This window comes from Staphylococcus sp. EG-SA-15 (assembly GCF_017151895.1).
In the GTDB taxonomy this organism is placed as follows: domain Bacteria; phylum Bacillota; class Bacilli; order Staphylococcales; family Staphylococcaceae; genus Staphylococcus; species Staphylococcus aureus.
On sequence record NZ_JACVZN010000173.1, the window covers coordinates 1 to 237 of the forward strand.

The 237-nt window shown below is 38.8% G+C and carries 2 pseudogenes; one reads left to right on the forward strand and one right to left on the reverse strand.

The window, feature by feature from the left end:
* A pseudogene (locus tag IDG64_RS14930) lies at window positions 1–112 on the forward strand (replication initiation factor domain-containing protein); the annotation flags it as partial.
* Window positions 113–163: 51 nt separating this feature from the next.
* Here IDG64_RS14930 and IDG64_RS14935 read toward each other — a convergent pair.
* Window positions 164–237 (reverse strand): annotated as a pseudogene (locus IDG64_RS14935) (IS6 family transposase); the annotation flags it as partial.

Genomic DNA, 237 nt, shown 5'->3' on the forward strand with positions numbered 1-237 from the left:
AAAATTAAGTTTTGATGCAATGACGATCGTTGGAAATCTCAACCGAGACAACGCTCAAGCCCTTTCTAAATTTATGAGTGTAGAGCCCCAAATAAGACTTTGGGAGGTTCTGTTGCAAAGTAAAAAATATAGCTAACCACTAATATATCATGTCAGTGTTCGCTTAACTTGCTAGCATGATGCTAATTTCGTGGCATGGGGAAAATCCGTAGATCTGAAGAGACCTACGGTTCTTTT